Source organism: Synechococcus sp. N26 (assembly GCF_900473975.1).
Taxonomy (GTDB): Bacteria; Cyanobacteriota; Cyanobacteriia; order PCC-6307; family Cyanobiaceae; genus Parasynechococcus.
On sequence record NZ_UCNM01000011.1, the window covers coordinates 26312 to 41615 of the forward strand.

Here is a 15304-nt window from a genome sequence, read left to right on the forward strand (position 1 = left end):
TTCACGTTGCGTCACCTTCCCAAAGCCTTGCTACGGGGTGGAATGTTCAACCCAAACAGGTGTCGCTGGGTCGAATCCAGAGATTGTTAGCTCCTAGCCCCAACCAGCCCGCACAATGGAGGCCCTCTTTTGACGGCCCTCCTTGGCGCTTCAGCTCACCATTGCCACGGGCAACCCCATCAAGGTTGCTGAAATCGAGGCCATGCTGGGACCTCTTCCTCTGGACGTGCAGCGTCAACCTGCCGATCTGGACGTTGAAGAGACGGGGAGCACCTACCGCGAGAACGCTGAGCTGAAAGCCAGCGCTGCCGCCCTGCGCACAGGCAACTGGGCCTTGGCTGACGATTCAGGGCTTGAGGTGGATGCGCTCCAAGGGGCACCTGGTCTGTATTCGGCCCGCTACGCCGAGGGAAACGACGCCAAGGTTCAGCGGATCCTGGAGGAACTGGTGGGATCGCCTTATCGGAGTGCCTGTTTCCGCAGCACGATGGTGTTGTGTGATCCCTCCGGCAACTGTCGTGCCGCGGCGGAGGGAATCTGCTGGGGCGAACTCCTGAGTGCCCCGGCCTACGCCGGCGGCGGATTCGAATCCTTGCTTTGGGTGCGGGAAGCCCGTTGCAGCTATGGCGAACTGAATGCGGCTCAGCTCAGCCGCCTGGGCAGCCGCGGGAAAGCGGCACGAGCTCTTGCACCACAGCTGCGTGAGCTTCTGCACCTGAGCTGATCCGAGCTGGTCTGAGTGCTCAGCGCAGCCTTGCGTTGCTGTTGATGTGGTCGATGGCGCGCATCGCCGCCGCGGCCGCCTCCTCCACATCACCTTCCCGTCCCGCCAGGGTGAGACGTCCGAAGGCACCCACCGCTTTCACGTCCACCAAGGTGATGTTGGAGGCCTTTTCCGCTTCGTTGGCAGCGATCAACACGTATCCGGCCGGCTCCGTCTCCAGGATGAACATGCTCATCCCGGCTTCGATCATTGAGCCGCGTCGGTTCTGCCGGTTGATCAGCACGGCATGGTCGGGGGTGATCGCCCGGATCACTTCCGTCCAGCTCACATCGGCTGGAGAACGCTGATCGATGGTGCTCCCGATCGCTTCCAGCACCACATCTCCGGAATGGAGCACCGTGCTCTGGTCGCGGTGATAGAGGGCCATCGAGCCGAACGCCCGCTCCACCACCATCTGGCCGAGACGGACGTTGCTGGCCTTCAGAGCGATGTCTGTCACCCGGTGCACCGCCATGCCCGGTGACACCTCCATCCAGAGGCAGGCATCTCCGGGGATGGGCAGAAATCCCTGGCTCACAGAACCCATGTAGGCCGCCAGTTGCGGCTGCAGCGAGTCGATGAAGACGTGGGTGCGCAGTTCAATCGACTGCACATGGCTGTTCTGCCGCAATAGCCGAGGCGACTCCGAATCCGTTGTCACAACACAGCTCGCCCCCCCCTGCTGGGGGGTCACCTCAGTGCCGGTGACGAGAGCACTACCGCCGCGTCGCCGCTCCCGAGCATCGAAGCTGGCAAAACGGGTCATGGCGGGGAGTGTACCGGACGAATTCAGCAGAAACGGGCCAATAAAGAGTTAGAGCCTGCGGTCTTGCGCCTTGAAAAACAGCCGATACCGTCCGGAGAACCCCTCTAGAGATCTTGCAATGACTGAGCAGTCTTCTTTGAAGCCAGTGGATCTCAACGCTGATCAAGCCCTTGGGATGGTGAGCTTCGGCCTGATGCAACGGCTTGCGCAGGACGGCCAGGTGGATCTGCCCTGGCTGGAGGCATCTGGAAATGCAGACAGTGAGCGTCTGCGCCAGCTGCGTCAACGGCTGGAACTGACCTCGTTGGCCATCGAAACCGGTGCTCCACTCACCACCGCGGAGGTGAGCATGCTGCTGGGGGCCCGCCCCGGAACGGAACGGGTGGAACGCGGTGGCCTCGTTGCCCGCCGGGTCAGCCGAAACGTCTGGCGCTTGAGCAAAGCAGAGGAGAGCGATCGCACAGATCGTTACGACGGATTCCGTCGCCGCCTTTGAGCTGCGGCAGGGCCTGCCTGGCTTGGGCGATCCCAAAGAGTTTGAGCGACCTTTCCACTCCTCAGCGGATTTATTCGCAACTTGGAGAGGTTGATCATCAAGGGAGCGGCCGATGGCCGGGCCAACGCTGCTGAAGGAGTCGGGGCCTCGCGAAGTGTTCTGCGGCCTCACCTCGATTGTGTGGCTGCATCGGCGCATGCCCGATGCCTTTTTTCTTGTGGTGGGATCACGCACCTGCGCCCATCTGATCCAGAGCGCCGCAGGGGTGATGATTTTTGCCGAACCCCGTTTCGGCACAGCCATTCTCAGCGAGCGGGATCTGGCTGGCCTCGCCGATGCCCACGACGAACTCGACCGGGTCTGCAGGGAACTGCTGCAACGCCGCCCCGAAATCCGCACGCTGTTTCTGGTGGGGTCCTGCCCCAGCGAAGTGATAAAGCTGGATTTGGCCCGGGCCGCCGAACGGCTCAACGAAGAACTGACAGGCCGGGTGCGGGTGGTGAACTACTCCGGCAGCGGCATTGAAACCACGTTCACCCAGGGAGAAGACGGGGCACTGGCAGCCCTCATTCCCCTGCTCCCCGCCAGCGATGAGCGTCAGTTGCTGCTGGTGGGAACCCTCGCTGATGCCGTGGAAGACCGGCAGATGCACCTGTTCCAGCGGATGGGCATCGAGACGATTCGCAGCCTGCCGCCCCGGCAATCGACTGACCTGCCCGCCGTGGGAGCGGGAACCACGGTGCTGCTGACCCAACCCTTCCTCACGGAAACCGCGCGCCTGCTCAGCGACCGCGGCGCCACGGTGCTCACGGCCCCCTTCCCGTTGGGGGCCGAGGGGAGTCGCCGCTGGATGGAGGCTGCTGCTGCTGCCTTCCATCTGCCTGATGAACGGGTTGCTGCTGTGCTCGACCCGTTAATGGAGCGCGCCCAGAGCGCCTTGGCCCGCCATCGCGCCGTGCTGGAGGGCAAGCGGATCTTCCTGCTTCCCGAATCCCAGCTGGAACTGCCCCTGGCCCGGTTTCTGCAACGGGAATGCGGCATGGAACTGGTGGAGGTGGGCACGCCTTATCTGAACCGCGAACAGATGGCTGCCGAGCTGGCCTTGCTCCCCGATGACGTCCCGGTGATGGAGGGGCAACACGTGGAGCAGCAACTGGACCGGGTTCGTGCCAGCCAGCCCGACCTGGTGGTGTGCGGGATGGGCCTGGCCAATCCGCTGGAGGCCGAAGGCATCGCCACCAAATGGTCGATCGAACTGGTGTTCAGCCCGATCCACGGCATCGACCAGGCCGGCGACCTAGCGGAACTGTTTTCGCGGCCGTTGCGTCGCCGGCAACTGATTCGACCTGGCCTCCACCCCAGCAGCCCCGACCCAACCGTGCACGCCTGATCCCATGCAACTCACGCTCTGGACCTACGAAGGGCCACCCCATGTGGGGGCCATGCGCATTGCCGCCTCCATGCACGGCGTTCATTACGTGCTCCATGCCCCCCAGGGGGACACCTATGCCGATCTGCTGTTCACGATGATTGAGCGGCGCGGACAGCGTCCGCCCGTCACCTACACCACCTTTCAGGCCCGGGATCTCGGCGGGGACACCGCCGAACTGGTGAAACGGCATGTGCGTGAAGCGGTGGATCGCTTCCAACCCGATGCCCTGCTGGTGGGGGAAAGCTGCACCGCGGAGTTGATTCAGGATCAGCCCGGTGCCCTGGCCCAGGGCATGGAGCTCACCATGCCGGCGGTGAGTTTGGAGCTGCCGGCGTACAGCAAAAAGGAGAACTGGGGGGCCGCGGAAACCTTCTACCAACTGGTGCGCAACCTGCTGAAGGAGCAGGCGCCAGCCAACAGCCAGCACGACCCCAGGGCATGGCAACACCAGGGGCGCCGGCCCCGGGTGAACCTGTTGGGCCCATCCCTGCTGGGCTTCCGCTGCCGCGACGACGTGCTGGAGATGCAGAAACTGCTCACCCTGCACGGCATCGATGTGGGCGTGGTGGCGCCCCTCGGGGCAGGCGTGGAGGATCTGCAGCGGATCCCGGATGCCGATCTCAACGTCTGCCTTTATCCGGAGGTGGCGGAATCCAGCTGCAGCTGGCTGGAGCGCAATTTCGGCATGCCCTTCAGCCGAACGGTGCCGATTGGCGTGGGCGCCACCCACGATTTCCTCGTCGAAGTGCACGAAATGCTGGGGATGGAGCCCCCCGCCCCCGACGAGGGCTACCGGCGCTCACGCCTGCCCTGGTATTCGGAATCCGTGGACTCCACGTACCTCACGGGCAAGCGGGTGTTCATCTTTGGCGACGGCAGTCACGCCCTCGCCGCAGCCCGGATCTGCAGCGAGGAACTGGGTTTCACGGTGGTGGGGCTGGGCACCTACAGCCGGGAGATGGCACGGCCCGTGCGGGCCGCCGCCAAATCCCTGGGCCTGGAGGCCCTGATCAGTGACGACTACCTGGCGGTGGAAGCGGCCATGGCCGAAGCGGCACCGGAACTGGTGCTGGGAACCCAGATGGAGCGCCACAGCGCCAAGCGGCTGGGGATTCCCTGCGCGGTGATCAGCACACCCATGCATGTGCAGGACGTTCCTGCCCGAATGAGCCCCCAGATGGGCTGGGAAGGAGCAAACGTGATCTTCGACGACTGGGTGCACCCGCTGATGATGGGCCTGGAGGAACACCTGATCGGCATGTTCCGCCACGACTTCGAATTCGTGGATGGCCACCAGAGCCACCTGGGCCATGCCGGTGGTGCCGGCGCCGCCGAAAGTTCCGGCTTGAGTGACATCCCAGGGGAGGGCGATGGCGCTCTGCAGTGGACGGCCGATGGGGAGGCCGAGCTGAAGAAGATCCCCTTCTTCGTACGGGGAAAGGTGCGACGCAACACGGAGGCTTACGCGCGCGATGTGGGCTGCAGAGAGATCAGCAGCGAAACGCTGTATGACGCAAAAGCCCACTTCAAGGCATGAGTATTTGCACTCATTTCTTTTTATTTAATTGAAAGAAATTCTGCTCTTGCAACTCAAGCAAAAGCCAGATCTTTCATTTCTTGGTGAAAACCAACCACTGCACATCTGCTGCTGTTGAATGAAATCGACTTCTCTTGCACAGGTCGCTGCATGACCACAACCCTGACGCGACCGGCGGACGGTGAAGGCAGCGTGCAGGTCCACCAGGACCCGGCACTGAACATCCAGGAAGAAACCCTGGTGATCGCGGTCTATGGCAAAGGCGGGATCGGCAAATCCACCACCTCCTCGAACCTGTCAGCCGCCTTCTCGAAGCTGGGCAAGCGGGTGCTTCAGATCGGCTGCGACCCCAAGCACGACAGCACCTTCACCCTTACCCACAAGATGGTGCCGACGGTGATCGACATCCTTGAAGAGGTGGACTTCCACAGCGAAGAGCTGAGGCCTGAGGATTTCGTCTTCACCGGCTTCAACGGGGTGCAGTGCGTCGAGAGCGGCGGCCCACCGGCGGGCACGGGCTGCGGCGGATACGTGACCGGTCAGACCGTGAAGCTGCTCAAGGAGCACCATCTGCTGGAAGACACCGATGTGGTGATCTTCGATGTGCTCGGCGATGTGGTGTGTGGTGGTTTCGCCGCCCCGCTGCAGCACGCCAACTATTGCCTGATTGTGACCGCCAACGATTTCGATTCGATCTTCGCGATGAATCGCATCGTTCAGGCGATTCAAGCCAAAGCCAAGAACTACAAGGTGCGGCTTGGCGGCGTTGTTGCGAACCGCTCGGCAGACACCGATCAGATCGACAAGTTCAACGATCGCACCGGCCTGCGCACCATGGCCCATTTCAGGGATGTGGATGCCATCCGGCGATCCCGACTCAAGAAATGCACCATCTTTGAAATGGATGATGCCGATGAGGCTGTGAAAGCGGTGCAGAACGAATATCTGCGGCTGGCCCAGAACATGCTCGACAAGGTGGAGCCGCTCGAGGCCACATCCCTCAAAGACCGCGAAATCTTCGACCTGCTGGGATTCGATTGATCCTCACTTGATCAACAAAGCCATCAACAAAGCCCTGGCCGCTGCAACCGGGGCCTTGTTGTGATGAGCTCAGCTCAAAGGCCAACGAGTTTCATCGACAGCTCCCACACCCGGCGGGCTGTTTCTGGATCAGTGGCCTTGTCGGAGAGTTCCTGGCTGAACTGCTGTCCATCCTTCTTCTGGCGGTTGCCCCAGCTCCAGTGCACCCCGGATTCGGCGAAGTCGGGATTGGCCACCACATCAGCCACCCGTTCCCCCGCCAGGGCCTGGGAGACGTAGCCGCCGGTGATGTTTTTCTGAAACCAGGGGAAGATCGTCTGGAAGGCCTTGGGGGTGTTGCGGAACAACGGTGTGTCCGCCACACAGCCCGGGTAGAGCGACGTGAAGGTGATCCCCGTGTCCCCGTGCAGACGGCGATGCAGCTCCTGGGTGGTGATCATGTTGCAGAGCTTGCTGTCTTTGTAGGCCTTGCCGGGCTTGAACGGCTTGCCACTGGCCATGGTGACGGGGTCTTTGAACCCGGCTTCAAAACCAGAGAGGTCCCCCAGATCTGCCGGCGCGGGGATCGGAATCTTTCCCCCCAGCTCCTTGGAGTTCGCCGTCACGGTGCCCAGGATCACCACCCGCTTGGAGGGATGAGTGGAGGCCTTCAGCCGACCCAAGAGCAGCTGCACCAGCAGGAAATGGCCGAAATGGTTGGTGGCCATCGAGATTTCATAGCCCTGGGGCGAACGCTCCGGCTGCTTCAGTTTCGGCTTGTACACGGCTGCATTGCAGACCACAGCATCCAATCGCTCGGGCAAGGCATCCACCGCCCGACGCACACTGTCGAGATCACCCAGATCCATCAGCACGTGCTTGAGCCGGTCTTTCGGGAGATCCAGCTCATCCGCCGCCGCCGCGGCACGCTGCGGGCTGCGGTTCGCCGTGATCACCGTCCAACCCCGCTTCACCAAGGCGCAGGTGGCATTCAGGCCCACACCGGAGGTGGTGCCGGTGATCAGAACGGTGCCGGGCGTGGACATCAAGACAGGGCCAGGAAGGCTGCCAGTCTGCCGGTCAGCACTCAATCCCAACGCCGCTGGTCACGAATCTCAGCGCCAGATCACGCGCAGACGGTTGGGGGCGATCCACTGATCCTGCTCGCTGATCAGACGCTTCTCTCCACCGATGCTGAACAGACGATCAAAACGATGTTGCAGCGTTTCCAATTTCGCCGACTCAATCGACACGACCGCCGCGATTTCACTGTGGCGATCCATGCGTTCCTGATAGGCCACGGACAGACGGATCAAGCTCACAGCGCCCAACAGAACAAGCCCAGCCTTGGCCGCTAAGGCGAGAAGGCTGCACTGCAGTTCCTGTTGGTCGGTCTGCCGCTGAATCGCCGCAGCCATGCTGGCTGCATCCGTGCGGGGAGCTGATCTTTGAACCTGACTGGCGGTCACCGCATCAGCACGAACATCCGCTTTTATCGCAATCCGTTCGCAGTGCCAAGACCAGCTCTACGCCCGTTGATCTGGGCTGCCTTTGAAATCAGGCCTCGTAAAGGCTGATGGAGAGACGCAGAGCCAGAACAGCGGCATGGGCAGCCACCACGAGGGCAATGAACACCTCAGGTGCAGACAGAACGGTTTCCATGGGAGCCATGCATCAAACGGTCCCATTCTTCTCTGAGGGAAGGGCTGCAGGCCATCATTCGCAAAGGCCTGTCACACCAGCCCATGGATCCGGTTCTGATCGATGCCCCTGCTATCCGCGCCTTGGATCTACGGCCGCTGGAGATCTGGAGCACTCAGCCGCTGGATGCACTGCTGAGCCAGGGACCAGTGCTCGAGCTTCGTTTCGATTGGCCTCGGGCACAGGATGACCCACGCGAACTGCCGGAATGCCCCGAGCCTCGGCTCTGGGCCCTGCGGGCCGATGCGCGCTACCCCTGGCTGCCGCTCTTGCTTGAACGCGACCAGGGCAGCCTGATTCGCCATGTGGCCCTGGTGGTGCCACACAGTTTCAGCCGCAGCGAAGGCCTGCGTTTTGACCCGGAAGCCTTGGAACTCTGGGTGACGCATCGATTGATGCAGTTGGACGACCTCTGCCAGCGAGAGCTCGGACGCCCGATGCGGGGCAACCTCTCCCAGATGGCCGCAGCCCTGGGCTACGAGCTGGATGCGGGATTTTGGAACCTGTTGGGCTGACCAGTCAGCTCAGCCAAAGCTGCAGGGCCCGCCTGGAGCTGTCGATCGCCAGGATGATGGCGAGTCCCCGCAGACAGCGCACCAGCAGGGCCGCATCAAACTGATCGAGCCGGCTGGCCGTCCACTGCGCAGCGATCGCCGCCACCGCCCCCAGCAGCAGGCCCATCAGAGGAACGCCGCGTCCTTCATGCAGGAACTGGAGGGATGCTGCGCTGGCCGAGCAGAGCACCGCCACCGTGCTCAGCCGCACGGCTTGATGAATCGGCACAGACATCGGACCGCTCATCAGGGGCACCATCACAAGCCCCCCGCCCAGGCCCAACATCCCAGCGGTCCAGCCGGCGATGCAGCCCACACCCGCCAACTGCGGAGCGCTGCCGTCATCAACGTCATCATTGGCGTCCGCCTCGGGCCGTTCGCGAACGCAGAACGCCAGCACGATGTACATCAGCGTCTGCATCGCCAGCAGAATCCAGCCCGCTGCCAAACCGGCCAAACCACCGAACAGCAGTGCCGAGCCAAAGGCCGCCAAGCCGATGGCGAGTCCCGGCCGGGTCGGCAGCCGGCCCTGGCGCAGATGGGTGATGGTGCCCGCCAAAGCCGTGGGCACAATGGCGAAACTGCTGGTGGCCAGGGCCTGATGGGGCGGGAGATCAAGCCAGAGCAGGAGCGGGGCAAAGATCAAGCCACCGCCGATTCCCAACAACCCGGCCAAGCCCCCCGCCAACAGGCCCAGGGCGATCAGGATCGGCACATCCCACCAGGGCACCATGGCGTGCGATCGATGCTTCCCTCCAGCATGCCCGCAACCGGGCGTTTGCTCCCCACCCAGCAAGCGGATGGACACACCCAGATGGCTTTGGATGCCTGGCTTCTGAAGCGCAGCAACGGTCCGGTTCTGCGTTTTTACCGCTGGGATGGGCCCTGGCTCTCGCTGGGACGCCATCAACGCCACTGGCCTGAGCACTGGAATGAGCTGGCCCGCCGCGGCCGCATCAGCCTGGTGCGACGCCCGAGCGGAGGTCGGGCCGTGCTTCATGCCGGCGGTCTCACCTATGCGTTGATCTGGCCGGATGCACCCCGGCGACGCCAGGAGGCTTACCGCCAGGCCTGCCAGTGGTTGATCGATGGCTTTCAGGATCTCGGGCTAGCGCTGCACTTCGGCTCGGACCCTGCTGGTGGCGAGGCCAACAACTGTTTCGCCTCGGCAACGGTGGCCGACCTGGTGGATCCATGCGGCGTCAAACGGGTTGGCAGCGCCCAGCGCTGGCAGAACGGTCGCCTGCTTCAACACGGTGAAATCCTGCTGGATCCCCCTGCTGAGCTCTGGGAGGAGGTGTTTGAGGAAGCGGCTCCAGCGGCGGCTCCAGCCCGGATCAACCGGCTGGAGCTGGATCAGCGACTGCGCCAGAGCCTGGTTCAATCCTGGAGCCATTGCCCGTGGCAGATGCAGCCTCTGAAGGCTGAGGAAGTTCAGGAGTTCGAGGTCGAGCTGGCGTCCGGCTCTGCGCTCTGAGCCTGCATCGACTGCACCATCTGGGGAAGCATCGCCAAACCCAGGGGGTATCCATTGCGCTTGCGCGCCTCATCGAGGATCGCGGGGGGCAGGGTCACCCCGAGCCGCTTCAGCACCGCATCGCCCACATCCATTCGGTCGAGGGTGCCGGAAGGAAGGCCCGCAGCACTCATCACCAACAGGCGTCCCTGGGAGGCCGCCTCCAGGGCCGGCACCGCCTCCACCAGGGGAGCCGAACTGGCGATGGACGGCAGTTCAGTGAGGGGGCGCAGATGATCCTCGAGGCGCTGTTGGTCCCATTGCTGCACCGGCAGCAGTTTCAAGGGCTGATCATCAATCCAACCCACCCAACGGCCGCTCTTGCAGACCAGCACCAAATCGGCAGGTCCCTCCGCCTCGCTGGCGGTCAGCCGCAGCTGACTGAGGCGCCGCAAGGTCTGATCCGCCTCCAGCACGCGGAAACGCTTGCCGGCCGCAGCCTCCACCTTCAACTCCCGCAGCACCGTCTGCAACTGCAGCATCTGGGTCTGACTGCGGTTGGCACTCAAGCCGAACCAACCGATCAACATCAGCAGGAGGCCGTTGAGCCCCCAGCCCTGCCAGAGCAGAACACCACCCAACAGGATCATCAGCATCGACAAAGCCCGTCCGGACGCCGATGCCACCTGAACACCTTTCTGCTGACTGCCGCTCAGCTTCCAAACCAAGGCCTTGAGGATCAGCCCGCCATCGAGGGGCAGCCCGGGCAAGAGATTGAACAAGCCGAGCATCAAGTTGAGCAAACCCACCTGGCTCAATAACTGTGTGGCCAAGGGCTGGGTGTCCGACAGGGCTGCAGCCCCCGCCAGCATCCCAAAGGCCAACACCAAACTCACGATCGGGCCAGCAGCCGCAATGCGCAGATTGCCCATGGCGGTGGGGCATTCCTTCTCCACCCGCGCGATGCCGCCCAGATGAAACAGGGTGATGCTCAACACCTTCACCCCTTCCCGCAGGGCCATCAGGGCATGGCCCAATTCATGCAGCAGCACGGAGCTGAACAGCAACAAGGTCGTCAGCAATCCCAGCCCCCAACTCGCCGTTACCGAGGCCGTTGTCGCGTAGCGGGACTGAAACAACGTGGTGAAGATCGCCACGGCAAACAACCAGCTGGGCTGAAGCCGCAGGGGAATTCCGCCAATCTTGAGCACCTGCCAGCCCTCTCCCACCGCCAATCCCATCGTGTGCCGCTGCTGCGGACTGTCATCCACGATCCTAGGGAGAGCAACCCATGCAGCCCTTGCGTGATCCCCGCCCCACTCCAAACCTCAAGATCTGTGGGATCACCGACCCCGAGCAGGCTCAAGCCATCGCGCAGATGGGGGTGCAGGCGATTGGCGTGATCGGCGTTCCCGCCACCCCACGCTTTGTGGAACAAGCCCAGCGCAGGGCCTTGTTCCAGCTGCTGGAACAACAGCACCCCCAGCTGCATCGCGTTTGGGTGGTGGCCGATCCCGACGATGCCGCTCTCGAGGAAGCGCTCAACGGTGCTGGGCAACCCTCCGTGGTGCAGCTGCACGGCAGCGAGTCAGACCAACGCTGCCAACACCTGAAACAGCGCTACCCCAGGCAGCAGTGGTGGAAAGCGTTGCGGGTGCGTGAACCCAACGATCTCAAGCAGCTCGAGCAGTACGCGCCCCATGTGGATGCTCTGCTGCTCGATGCCTGGAGCGCCGATCAACTGGGCGGCACCGGGCACCGGATCCCCCTTGATTGGCTGGCCGAAACCGAGCTTTCGGTGCCGTGGTGGCTGGCAGGGGGAGTGAGTGCGGAGTGGGTTCCAGAACTGCTCAGCCGAGTCACGCCCCAGGGGCTCGATGCCTCCAGTCGGCTGGAGGAACGGCCGGGATGGAAAAACCTCGACAAGGTTCAAGCCCTTGTCGAGGCTGTGAGGTCGAGACCGTGAAGTCGAGGAGTTGAAAGAGCGTTGAATCGCGGCTGATCAGGTGCTGAGCAGCGCTTCCTGCTGACGCACCAGCTCAAAGAACTCCTGCTTGAGGCTGGGGTCGTGGCGGAAATCGCCTCGCACAACGGAGTTCACCATGCTGGTTTGGGGCTCTTTCACCCCACGCCACTTCATGCAGTAGTGCTGCGCCTTAATGATGATGCCGAGCCCCTGGGGCTCACAGAGCTTCTCGATTTCATCGGCAAGGATCATCACAGCCTCTTCCTGGATGTGAGGGCGGGAGAAGACCCAATCAGCCACGCGGGTGAATTTGGAGAGACCGATCACCCGGGCACCAGGTTTGATCCCGATCCAGCAGTTGCCCATGATCGGCACCAGGTGATGTGAACAGGCTGAACGAACCGTGATCGGGCCAACGGTGTAGATCTCATCCAGCTGTTTCACATTGGGGAAGCTGGCCACCTTGGGCTGCTGGTGGTAACGCCCCTTGAACACCTCCTGGAGGTACATCTTGGCGACGCGCTCCGCCGTCTCATGGGTGTTGTGGTCGTTATCGATATCGATCACCAGGCTGCGCAGCAGGTCGCGAACCTTGTCTGCAACTTCAACCTGAAGCTGATCCAGCTCACCCGGCTGGAGGTGATCAGCGATGTTGTCGTTCGCCAGGAAGGAAGCACCCGCTTCCCTCAGGCGTTCACGGATGCGCGCAGAAATCTGGGGATTCAAGCTGCCATTGCCGTTGCCGTTGGCGACGCCGTTGGAAACGAAAGGGACTGTGGAGGTCATGGTGTTCGTTCAGAAGGCGCCGGCGGCCGGCATAAGGGTGAGGTCTTCGATCAACTGGTTGCTGGGTTGCAACGCCAGATTCGCCAGTGTTTCTGCCGCCTGGTCGACAGAGAGCATGGCACGACGATCGAAATCGCTTTGTACGGTTTCCGCATCCCAAAGTGGTGTGTTCACGGCCCCAAGAGTGAGGGTGCAGGCACGAATGCCATTGCTCCGTTCCTCTTCCGCCAGGCAGCGGGTGAAGCTGGCCAAGGCAGCTTTACTGACGCAATACGCCCCCCATTGAGGGAAGGCATTACGGGCGGCGTGGCTGCTGATGTTGATCACCAGTCCGCCGTGCTCACGCATAGCGGGAACAACAGCAGAACAAACCTGCATCACGCTGGTGACATTCAGCTGTAGCAGCCATTGCCAACGCTCAATCGGCATGGCCAATAGATCGCCGGTGTAGGCCGCACCCGCGTTGTTGATCAACACGGAAGGGGTCTCACCCTGCTGCAACAAGCCAGCCATCGCAGCTGCGATGCCATCGGGTTGCGTGAGGTCGATGGCGGCAGAGGCCACAGAAACACCTTTGGTGCTGAGCTGAGCACTCAGCTGCTCCAGTTGATCAGCGCTGCGGGCGGTGAGCAGCAAATCCCAACCTTGATGAGCCAGAAGCTCAGCAGTTCGGCGACCTATGCCTCGGCTCGCACCTGTGATTAGAGCCGTTGGCAAAAACCGTTAGCAAACCACGACATTTTAAGCGGCTTTGTCGACATCCTGTGACGTTTTTTCGAGGAACCGTCCCATGGCTCTGAATTTGGAGTAACGGGCCTCGCGCAGCTGCTGTTCCGAAAGGCTCAGCAGTTGGTCGAGGTGACGCTCGATTGCCGCCCGCAGGTTTTCTCCGGCCTCCAATGGTGCCCAGTTGTTGCCGCCGGAGGGCTCCTCAAGCACCTCATCCACCACCCCAAGCTCCAGTAAGTCGCGGCCGGTGATCCTCAAGGCTGCCGCCGCATCAGGCGCTTTGGCCGCATCTCGCCAGAGGATGGAGGCGCAGGCCTCAGGGCTGGCCACCGTGTAGACGCTGTGCTCGAACATCAGCAAGCGATCGGCCACCCCGATGCCCAAGGCACCGCCGGATCCACCTTCACCGATCACGGTGGCGATCACCGGAACACGCAAGCGGAACATCTCCCGCAGGTTGACGGCGATCGCTTCACCCTGGCCCTGCTCTTCAGCCTCGAGGCCGGCATAGGCCCCGGGGGTATCGATGAACGTGAGAATCGGCAAGCGGAAGCGATCGGCATGATCCATCAACCGCATGGCTTTGCGGTATCCACCCGGAGCGGCCATCCCGAAATTGCGGGCGACATTCTCTTTGGTATCGCGGCCTTTCTGATGGCCGATCAACATCACGGGTCGATCGCCCACCCGGCCGACACCGCCGATCAAGGCCTGATCGTCATTACCGCGACGATCGCCATGCAGTTCAACCCAGTCGTCGCAGAACATCTGGATGAAATCCAGCGTGCTTGGACGCTGCGGATGACGGGCGACCTGAATTTTCTGAGCGGGAGTCAGCCCCTGAAAGATTTCCTGACGCCGACGGGCCGCGAGGCTTTCCAGTTGTTGCAGTTGCTGCGAGACGTCGACTTCCGAATCTCTGGCCAGCTGACGGATCTGCTCAATCTGCTGCTCCAGCTCGACGAGCGGTTTTTCGAACTCAAGCAGGGGGCGACGGGGCATAGCTCTGGCTCTTCGAAGGTCAGGCAGCAGTGGCCTGCAGGTTGGGTTGAAGGTTCAAGGTGCTGAACCCATGGCGCACCGATGCCGCGCCGATGAAATCCATCTTCTCGAGGGTGATGTTGTTGCGCCCCCAGCTGAAGTTGGTGTGGCAGCGCTCAAACTCGAGCAGCATGGCTTCGGCAAAGCAGGCAAACATCTGGCGCTGCGGCCGCTCCATCTCGGCGATGGCCATCATCGACCAGCCAATGTCACGGCAGAACTCAACGATTCCACCCTTGAGAACGTGGATGCCACCACCGGCAACCTTCGTATCAAGGTTCTTCGGGTAGCCCCCATCAATCATCAGACAGGGCTTCTTGAGGCTGTCTTGATCGATCTCAAGGGTGCGGGGCATGCTTGCCACCCAGACGACCACATCGGCCTCAGGCAGGGCCTCATCGAGCGACAAAATCCGGCCACCGCCTAGTTCCTGCTGAAGATCAAGCAGCGGTTGCTGCTGACGCGCCACCAGCAGGAGCTCACCAACTCCGGTGCGTGCCTGCAGCCAACGGCAGACGGCGGAGCCGATATCACCAGTGGCACCAACGACGGCCACCTTGGCTTTGCTGAGATCGATCCCGAGACTTGGAGCGTTGTTCTCCACCTGACGGCAGATCACCCAGGCCGTGTGGGTGTTTCCGGTGGTGAACCGCTGCCAATCCAGGGTGGTGCTCCGCACCGTCTGGTGCTGGAGCAGGTTGAAATTCTCGAAAATGATCGAGGTGAAGCCACCCAGGGCAGTGATGTTGATGCCCTTCTTCTGGGCGAGTTCCATGGCGTTGAGCACCTTGCGCCGGGCCGTCTTGAAGCGGCTCAGCATCTCGGGAACGAAGCAGGAGTCGATGTAGGCACCCTCGATGGTGGTACCCACGGGACTGGTGACTTCCACGTGCTCAACGAGCTGCGGAGGTGCACTGCACCACACATCCAGATCACCGTCGGCGATGTGATCGAACCCGAGTTCCATCGCCTTGCGGCGAGCAGCTTCAAAACTCGTTGAATGTCCGATCAGACCAAACATGTCTTACTGCTGACGTCTCAAAGAACACCTCGAACA

At 62.2% G+C, this 15304-nt stretch carries 18 protein-coding genes; 8 read left to right on the forward strand and 10 right to left on the reverse strand.

Annotated elements, in window-relative coordinates; translation table 11 throughout:
- Positions 1 to 142 precede the first annotated feature (142 nt).
- Positions 143 to 724 carry a non-canonical purine NTP pyrophosphatase gene (locus DXY33_RS10530; protein ID WP_115132852.1) on the forward strand — a complete coding sequence of 194 codons (582 nt, stop codon included), beginning with the start codon at positions 143 to 145 and terminating at the stop codon, positions 722 to 724.
- Between the two features lie 19 nt (positions 725 to 743).
- Here the strand turns inward: DXY33_RS10530 and DXY33_RS10535 are convergent, their stop codons facing one another.
- A complete protein-coding gene (locus tag DXY33_RS10535; RefSeq protein ID WP_115008700.1) occupies positions 744 to 1529 on the reverse strand; it encodes a BMC domain-containing protein in 786 nt (261 codons plus the stop codon).
- A gap of 118 nt (positions 1530 to 1647) precedes the next feature.
- Between DXY33_RS10535 and DXY33_RS10540 the strand changes: the two genes are divergently transcribed.
- The 4 genes from DXY33_RS10540 (at position 1648) to bchL (ending at position 6035) form a co-directional block, all read left to right on the forward strand.
- Entirely contained in the window at positions 1648 to 2025 is a 378-nt protein-coding gene (locus DXY33_RS10540; protein WP_115132853.1) for a hypothetical protein, read from the forward strand.
- Positions 2026 to 2137: 112 nt separating this feature from the next.
- Positions 2138 to 3415 carry a ferredoxin:protochlorophyllide reductase (ATP-dependent) subunit N gene (locus tag DXY33_RS10545; RefSeq protein ID WP_115132854.1) on the forward strand — a complete coding sequence of 426 codons (1278 nt, stop codon included), beginning with the start codon at positions 2138 to 2140 and terminating at the stop codon, positions 3413 to 3415.
- Between the two features lie 4 nt (positions 3416 to 3419).
- Positions 3420 to 4994: a ferredoxin:protochlorophyllide reductase (ATP-dependent) subunit B gene (locus DXY33_RS10550; protein ID WP_115132855.1), complete on the forward strand. Its 1575-nt coding sequence runs from the start codon at positions 3420 to 3422 to the stop codon at positions 4992 to 4994.
- Between the two features lie 150 nt (positions 4995 to 5144).
- Positions 5145 to 6035 (forward strand): ferredoxin:protochlorophyllide reductase (ATP-dependent) iron-sulfur ATP-binding protein, encoded by an 891-nt coding sequence (bchL, locus tag DXY33_RS10555; protein WP_115132856.1) that lies wholly within the window; start codon positions 5145 to 5147, stop codon positions 6033 to 6035.
- A 74-nt stretch (positions 6036 to 6109) separates the two neighbouring features.
- On the opposite strand, the gene DXY33_RS10560 is transcribed toward bchL, so the two are convergent.
- From DXY33_RS10560 to psaM, 3 genes are all read right to left on the reverse strand, one after another.
- Positions 6110 to 7060 carry a protochlorophyllide reductase gene (locus DXY33_RS10560; RefSeq protein ID WP_115132941.1) on the reverse strand — a complete coding sequence of 317 codons (951 nt, stop codon included), beginning with the start codon at positions 7058 to 7060 and terminating at the stop codon, positions 6110 to 6112.
- Positions 7061 to 7129: 69 nt separating this feature from the next.
- Positions 7130 to 7432 carry a hypothetical protein gene (locus DXY33_RS10565; protein ID WP_114988519.1) on the reverse strand — a complete coding sequence of 101 codons (303 nt, stop codon included), beginning with the start codon at positions 7430 to 7432 and terminating at the stop codon, positions 7130 to 7132.
- Between the two features lie 139 nt (positions 7433 to 7571).
- Positions 7572 to 7676, reverse strand: a complete 105-nt coding sequence (gene psaM, locus DXY33_RS10570; protein WP_025362433.1) for a photosystem I reaction center subunit XII — start codon at positions 7674 to 7676, stop codon at positions 7572 to 7574.
- Between the two features lie 83 nt (positions 7677 to 7759).
- Between psaM and DXY33_RS10575 the strand changes: the two genes are divergently transcribed.
- Positions 7760 to 8230, forward strand: a complete 471-nt coding sequence (locus DXY33_RS10575) for a CRR6 family NdhI maturation factor (protein ID WP_115080694.1) — start codon at positions 7760 to 7762, stop codon at positions 8228 to 8230.
- A gap of 4 nt (positions 8231 to 8234) precedes the next feature.
- On the opposite strand, the gene DXY33_RS10580 is transcribed toward DXY33_RS10575, so the two are convergent.
- The gene (locus DXY33_RS10580; protein WP_115008694.1) at positions 8235 to 9002 is read right to left on the reverse strand and encodes a sulfite exporter TauE/SafE family protein; all 768 of its coding nucleotides are present in this window, start codon (positions 9000 to 9002) and stop codon (positions 8235 to 8237) included.
- 27 nt (positions 9003 to 9029) lie between these two features.
- Between DXY33_RS10580 and DXY33_RS10585 the strand changes: the two genes are divergently transcribed.
- Positions 9030 to 9746 (forward strand): lipoate--protein ligase family protein, encoded by a 717-nt coding sequence (locus tag DXY33_RS10585; protein ID WP_115132943.1) that lies wholly within the window; start codon positions 9030 to 9032, stop codon positions 9744 to 9746.
- Here DXY33_RS10585 and DXY33_RS10590 read toward each other — a convergent pair.
- The gene (locus tag DXY33_RS10590) at positions 9704 to 10966 is read right to left on the reverse strand and encodes a site-2 protease family protein (RefSeq protein ID WP_170951042.1); all 1263 of its coding nucleotides are present in this window, start codon (positions 10964 to 10966) and stop codon (positions 9704 to 9706) included. The genes DXY33_RS10585 and DXY33_RS10590 overlap by 43 nt on opposite strands.
- A 50-nt stretch (positions 10967 to 11016) precedes the next feature.
- Here DXY33_RS10590 and DXY33_RS10595 point away from each other — a divergent pair, with 50 nt between their 5' ends.
- Positions 11017 to 11691 carry a phosphoribosylanthranilate isomerase gene (locus tag DXY33_RS10595; RefSeq protein ID WP_115132857.1) on the forward strand — a complete coding sequence of 225 codons (675 nt, stop codon included), beginning with the start codon at positions 11017 to 11019 and terminating at the stop codon, positions 11689 to 11691.
- A gap of 36 nt (positions 11692 to 11727) precedes the next feature.
- Here the strand turns inward: DXY33_RS10595 and folE are convergent, their stop codons facing one another.
- Genes folE through DXY33_RS10615 form a run of 4 tightly spaced genes read right to left on the reverse strand, consistent with a single transcriptional unit; the run spans position 11728 to position 15268 of the window.
- Positions 11728 to 12477 (reverse strand): GTP cyclohydrolase I, encoded by a 750-nt coding sequence (gene folE / locus DXY33_RS10600; RefSeq protein ID WP_011363732.1) that lies wholly within the window; start codon positions 12475 to 12477, stop codon positions 11728 to 11730.
- A 9-nt stretch (positions 12478 to 12486) separates the two neighbouring features.
- On the reverse strand, positions 12487 to 13194 hold the full coding sequence (locus DXY33_RS10605) for an SDR family oxidoreductase (protein WP_115132858.1): 708 nt from the start codon (positions 13192 to 13194) through the stop codon (positions 12487 to 12489).
- A gap of 24 nt (positions 13195 to 13218) precedes the next feature.
- Positions 13219 to 14208: an acetyl-CoA carboxylase carboxyltransferase subunit alpha gene (locus DXY33_RS10610; RefSeq protein ID WP_114988525.1), complete on the reverse strand. Its 990-nt coding sequence runs from the start codon at positions 14206 to 14208 to the stop codon at positions 13219 to 13221.
- Between the two features lie 19 nt (positions 14209 to 14227).
- The gene (locus DXY33_RS10615) at positions 14228 to 15268 is read right to left on the reverse strand and encodes a long-chain acyl-[acyl-carrier-protein] reductase (protein ID WP_006850195.1); all 1041 of its coding nucleotides are present in this window, start codon (positions 15266 to 15268) and stop codon (positions 14228 to 14230) included.
- Positions 15269 to 15304: the final 36 nt, after the last annotated feature.

Excerpts from the sequence above, each read along its gene's own strand:
- DXY33_RS10535 (WP_115008700.1), bottom strand. The coding sequence starts at position 1,529 with ATGACCCGTTTTGCCAGCTTCGATGCTCGGGAGCGGCGACGCGGCGGT.
- DXY33_RS10540 (WP_115132853.1), top strand. The coding sequence starts at position 1,648 with ATGACTGAGCAGTCTTCTTTGAAGCCAGTGGATCTCAACGCTGATCAA.
- DXY33_RS10545 (WP_115132854.1), top strand. The coding sequence starts at position 2,138 with ATGGCCGGGCCAACGCTGCTGAAGGAGTCGGGGCCTCGCGAAGTGTTC.
- DXY33_RS10550 (WP_115132855.1), top strand. The coding sequence starts at position 3,420 with ATGCAACTCACGCTCTGGACCTACGAAGGGCCACCCCATGTGGGGGCC.
- bchL (WP_115132856.1), top strand. The coding sequence starts at position 5,145 with ATGACCACAACCCTGACGCGACCGGCGGACGGTGAAGGCAGCGTGCAG.
- DXY33_RS10560 (WP_115132941.1), bottom strand. The coding sequence starts at position 7,060 with ATGTCCACGCCCGGCACCGTTCTGATCACCGGCACCACCTCCGGTGTG.
- DXY33_RS10565 (WP_114988519.1), bottom strand. The coding sequence starts at position 7,432 with ATGGCTGCGGCGATTCAGCGGCAGACCGACCAACAGGAACTGCAGTGC.
- psaM (WP_025362433.1), bottom strand. The coding sequence starts at position 7,676 with ATGGAAACCGTTCTGTCTGCACCTGAGGTGTTCATTGCCCTCGTGGTG.
- DXY33_RS10575 (WP_115080694.1), top strand. The coding sequence starts at position 7,760 with ATGGATCCGGTTCTGATCGATGCCCCTGCTATCCGCGCCTTGGATCTA.
- DXY33_RS10580 (WP_115008694.1), bottom strand. The coding sequence starts at position 9,002 with ATGGTGCCCTGGTGGGATGTGCCGATCCTGATCGCCCTGGGCCTGTTG.
- DXY33_RS10585 (WP_115132943.1), top strand. The coding sequence starts at position 9,030 with ATGCCCGCAACCGGGCGTTTGCTCCCCACCCAGCAAGCGGATGGACAC.
- DXY33_RS10590 (WP_170951042.1), bottom strand. The coding sequence starts at position 10,966 with ATGGGATTGGCGGTGGGAGAGGGCTGGCAGGTGCTCAAGATTGGCGGA.
- DXY33_RS10595 (WP_115132857.1), top strand. The coding sequence starts at position 11,017 with ATGCAGCCCTTGCGTGATCCCCGCCCCACTCCAAACCTCAAGATCTGT.
- folE (WP_011363732.1), bottom strand. The coding sequence starts at position 12,477 with ATGACCTCCACAGTCCCTTTCGTTTCCAACGGCGTCGCCAACGGCAAC.
- DXY33_RS10610 (WP_114988525.1), bottom strand. The coding sequence starts at position 14,208 with ATGCCCCGTCGCCCCCTGCTTGAGTTCGAAAAACCGCTCGTCGAGCTG.
- DXY33_RS10615 (WP_006850195.1), bottom strand. The coding sequence starts at position 15,268 with ATGTTTGGTCTGATCGGACATTCAACGAGTTTTGAAGCTGCTCGCCGC.